The organism is Isoptericola sp. NPDC057191, from assembly GCF_042670225.1.
In the GTDB taxonomy this organism is placed as follows: Bacteria; Actinomycetota; Actinomycetes; order Actinomycetales; family Cellulomonadaceae; genus Isoptericola.
This window is the reverse complement of record NZ_JBHUWC010000269.1, coordinates 1-3760: the sequence shown is the minus strand read 5'-3', so window position 1 is coordinate 3760 and position 3760 is coordinate 1. Positions and strand designations below refer to the sequence as shown.

General features: G+C 65.2%; 3 protein-coding genes. All 3 read left to right on the top strand.

All coding sequences use genetic code 11. The features are described from left to right. Positions 1-72 precede the first annotated feature (72 nt). Genes nrdI through nrdF form a run of 3 tightly spaced genes read left to right on the top strand, consistent with a single transcriptional unit; the run spans position 73 to position 3691 of the window. A complete protein-coding gene (gene nrdI / locus ACFT55_RS19580; RefSeq protein WP_380245521.1) occupies positions 73-504 on the top strand; it encodes a class Ib ribonucleoside-diphosphate reductase assembly flavoprotein NrdI in 432 nt (143 codons plus the stop codon). Further along, positions 474-2669, top strand: coding sequence for a class 1b ribonucleoside-diphosphate reductase subunit alpha (nrdE, locus tag ACFT55_RS19575; RefSeq protein WP_380245520.1), 2196 nt, complete (start codon positions 474-476; stop codon positions 2667-2669). Before nrdI ends, nrdE begins: the two co-directional genes overlap by 31 nt. A 41-nt stretch (positions 2670-2710) precedes the next feature. Further along, positions 2711-3691 (top strand): class 1b ribonucleoside-diphosphate reductase subunit beta, encoded by a 981-nt coding sequence (gene nrdF / locus ACFT55_RS19570; RefSeq protein WP_380245519.1) that lies wholly within the window; start codon positions 2711-2713, stop codon positions 3689-3691. The last annotated feature ends 69 nt before the right edge of the window (positions 3692-3760 follow it).

Here is a 3760-nt window from a genome sequence, read left to right as displayed (position 1 = left end):
GACCCGGGGCGCCGTGCGTCTTCGACGCCGCAGCGCACCGGTCGGGCAGCAGCATCCGGGGGGAGGCTGACCATGAGTTCTCTCGTCTACTTCTCGAGCGTGTCGGAGAACACCCACCGGTTCGTCCGACGCCTCGAGCTCGAGGAGCTCGGCATGTCCGTGCACCGGATCCCGGTGCACAAGTCGGACGGATTTCTCACGGTGACCGAGCCCTACGTGCTCATGGTCCCGACCTACGGCGGGGGCAACGAGGGAGGCGCCGTGCCACGGCGCGTGCGCGAGTTCCTCAACGACCCGCACAACCGGTCGCTCGTCCGCGGCGTCATCGCCGCGGGGAACACCAACTTCGGCGCTGCGTACTGCATCGCCGGCGACATCATCTCCGCGAAGTGCCAGGTGCCCTACCTGTACGCCTTCGAACTCCTGGGGACGGCTGAGGACGCCGCGCGCGTCCGTGACGGATTGGGACGATTTTGGCAACGACAGTCACTGATCTCGGCGTGAGCTCGACGGCCGCCCCGGAGGTCGCGGGGGCCATCCCCGTGCCGCTGCAGGGCGTGCAGCTGGACTACCACGCGCTCAACGCGATGCTGAACCTGTACGGACCGGACGGCAAGATCCAGTTCGACAAGGACCGCGAGGCCACCACGGCCTACTTCCAGCAGCACGTGGTGCCGAACACGATCCAGTTCGAGACGCTCGACGCGAAGCTCGACTACCTGGTCGAGAACAAGTACTACGACCCGACGGTCCTGGAGAAGTACTCGCGGACGTTCGTCAAGGAGCTGTTCCAGCTCGCGTACTCGAAGGACTTCCAGTTCGAGTCGTTCCTCGGCGCGTTCAAGTACTACACGTCGTACACGCTGAAGACGTTCGACGGGAAGAAGTACCTCGAGCGCTTCGAGGACCGCGTGTCGATGGTCGCGCTCGGGCTCGCCGACGGCGACGAGCAGGTCGCGCGCGACATCGTCGACGAGGTCGTCTCGGGCCGCTTCCAGCCCGCGACGCCGACGTTCCTCAACGTGGGCAAGGCGCAGCGCGGCGAGCCCGTCTCCTGCTTCCTGCTGCGCATCGAGGACAACATGGAGTCCATCGCGCGCGGCATCAACTCGGCCCTGCAGCTGTCGAAGCGCGGGGGCGGCGTGGCGCTGCTGCTGAGCAACATCCGCGAGCACGGCGCGCCGATCAAGCACATCCAGAACCAGTCGTCCGGCGTCATCCCCGTGATGAAGCTGCTCGAGGACTCGTTCTCGTACGCGAACCAGCTCGGCGCGCGCCAGGGCGCGGGCGCGGTGTACCTGCACGCGCACCACCCGGACATCATGCGGTTCCTCGACACCAAGCGGGAGAACGCGGACGAGAAGATCCGCATCAAGACCCTCTCGCTGGGCGTCGTGATCCCGGACATCACGTTCGAGCTGGCCAAGCAGAACGCGGACATGCACCTGTTCAGCCCGTACGACGTCGAGCGTGTCTACGGCAAGCCGTTCGCCGACGTCTCCATCTCGGAGAAGTACGACGAGCTGGTCGCCGACGACCGCATCACGAAGACCACGATCAAGGCCCGCGACTTCTTCCAGACGATCGCCGAGCTCCAGTTCGAGTCCGGGTACCCGTACGTGATGTTCGAGGACACGGTCAACGAGGCCAATCCGATCAAGGGCCGCATCACCCACTCGAACCTCTGCTCGGAGATCCTCCAGGTCTCGACGCCGTCGACGTTCCACGAGGACCTGTCGTACGACCACGTCGGCCGGGACATCTCCTGCAACCTCGGCTCGCTGAACATCGCGAAGACCATGGACTCGCCGGACTTCGCCAAGACGATCGACACCGCGATCCGGGCGCTGACCGCCGTCTCCGACCAGACCAGCATCGAGTCGGTCCCGTCGATCCGGCACGCCAACGAGCTCGGCCACGCCATCGGTCTCGGGCAGATGAACCTGCACGGCTACCTCGCCCGCGAGCGGATCTACTACGGCTCCGACGAGGGCGTCGACTTCACGAACCTGTACTTCTACACCGTCGCCTACCACGCGATCGCGGCGTCGAACCGCCTCGCGATCGAGCGGGGCAAGGCGTTCGGCGGGTTCGAGGACTCCAAGTACGCCACTGGCGAGTACTTCGACAAGTACACCGACGGCGAGTGGAAGCCGGCGACCGAGCGTGTCGCGCAGCTCTTCGCGGAGGCCGGCGTCGCCATCCCGACGCAGGACGACTGGCGCGCGCTCAAGGCCTCGGTCATGGAGCACGGCATCTACAACCAGAACCTGCAGGCCGTGCCGCCCACCGGGTCGATCAGCTACATCAACAACTCGACGTCGTCGATCCACCCCGTGCCCGCCAAGATCGAGATCCGCAAGGAGGGCAAGCTCGGCCGCGTGTACTACCCGGCGCCGTACATGACGAACGACAACCTGGACTACTACCAGGACGCGTACGAGATCGGCTACGAGAAGATCATCGACACGTACGCCGCGGCCACGCAGCACGTCGACCAGGGCCTGTCCCTGACGCTGTTCTTCCCCGACACCGTGACGACGCGCGACGTCAACCGCGCGCAGATCTACGCCTGGCGCAAGGGGATCAAGACGCTGTACTACATCCGTCTCCGCCAGATGGCCCTCGAGGGCACGGAGATCGAGGGCTGCGTCAGCTGCATGCTGTGAGTGCTCTGAGCAATTATCGGGAATTCGGGGAAGAGAAGAAGATGGCGCCCACGGGGAAGCTCAAGCTCATCGATCGCGTGACCGCGATCAACTGGAACCGGCTGCAGGACGAGAAGGACCTCGAGGTCTGGGACCGTCTGGTCGGCAACTTCTGGCTGCCGGAGAAGGTGCCGGTCTCGAACGACATCCAGTCGTGGCACACGCTCAACGACGCCGAGCGGCTGATGACCACCCGCGTCTTCACCGGCCTCACGCTGCTGGACACGATCCAGGGCACCGTCGGCGCGGTGTCGCTGATCCCGGACGCGCTGACGCCGCACGAGGAGGCGGTGTACACCAACATCGCGTTCATGGAGTCGGTGCACGCCAAGAGCTACTCGTCGATCTTCTCGACGCTGATCTCGACGCGGGAGATCGACGACGCCTTCGCCTGGTCGGAGGAGAACGCGAACCTCCAGCGCAAGGCCGAGATCGTGCTCGACTACTACCGGGGCGACGACCCGCTGAAGCGCAAGGTCGCCTCCACGATGCTCGAGTCGTTCCTGTTCTACTCCGGCTTCTACGCGCCGATGTACTGGTCCAGCCGCGCCAAGCTCACCAACACGGCCGACCTGATCCGCCTCATCATCCGCGACGAGGCCGTGCACGGGTACTACATCGGCTACAAGTACCAGAAGGGTCTGGCGCAGGTCAGCCAGGCCGAGCAGGACGAGCTCAAGGCCTACACCTTCGAGCTGCTCTTCGAGCTGTACGAGAACGAGGTCGAGTACACCGACGCCCTGTACGGCGAGCTCGGCCTCACCGAGGACGTCAAGGCGTTCCTGCGGTACAACGCCAACAAGGCCCTGATGAACCTGGGCTACGAGGCGCTGTTCCCCAAGGAGGACACGGCGGTCAACCCGGCCATCCTCGCCGCGCTGTCCCCGAACGCCGACGAGAACCACGACTTCTTCTCCGGCTCGGGCTCGTCCTACGTCATCGGCAAGGCCGTGGCCACCGAGGACGACGACTGGGACTTCTGACCCACCCGGCCCTGCCGAACAGGCGGTTGCGCACCTTCTGAGACCTCAGAACGTGCGCAACCGCCTGTT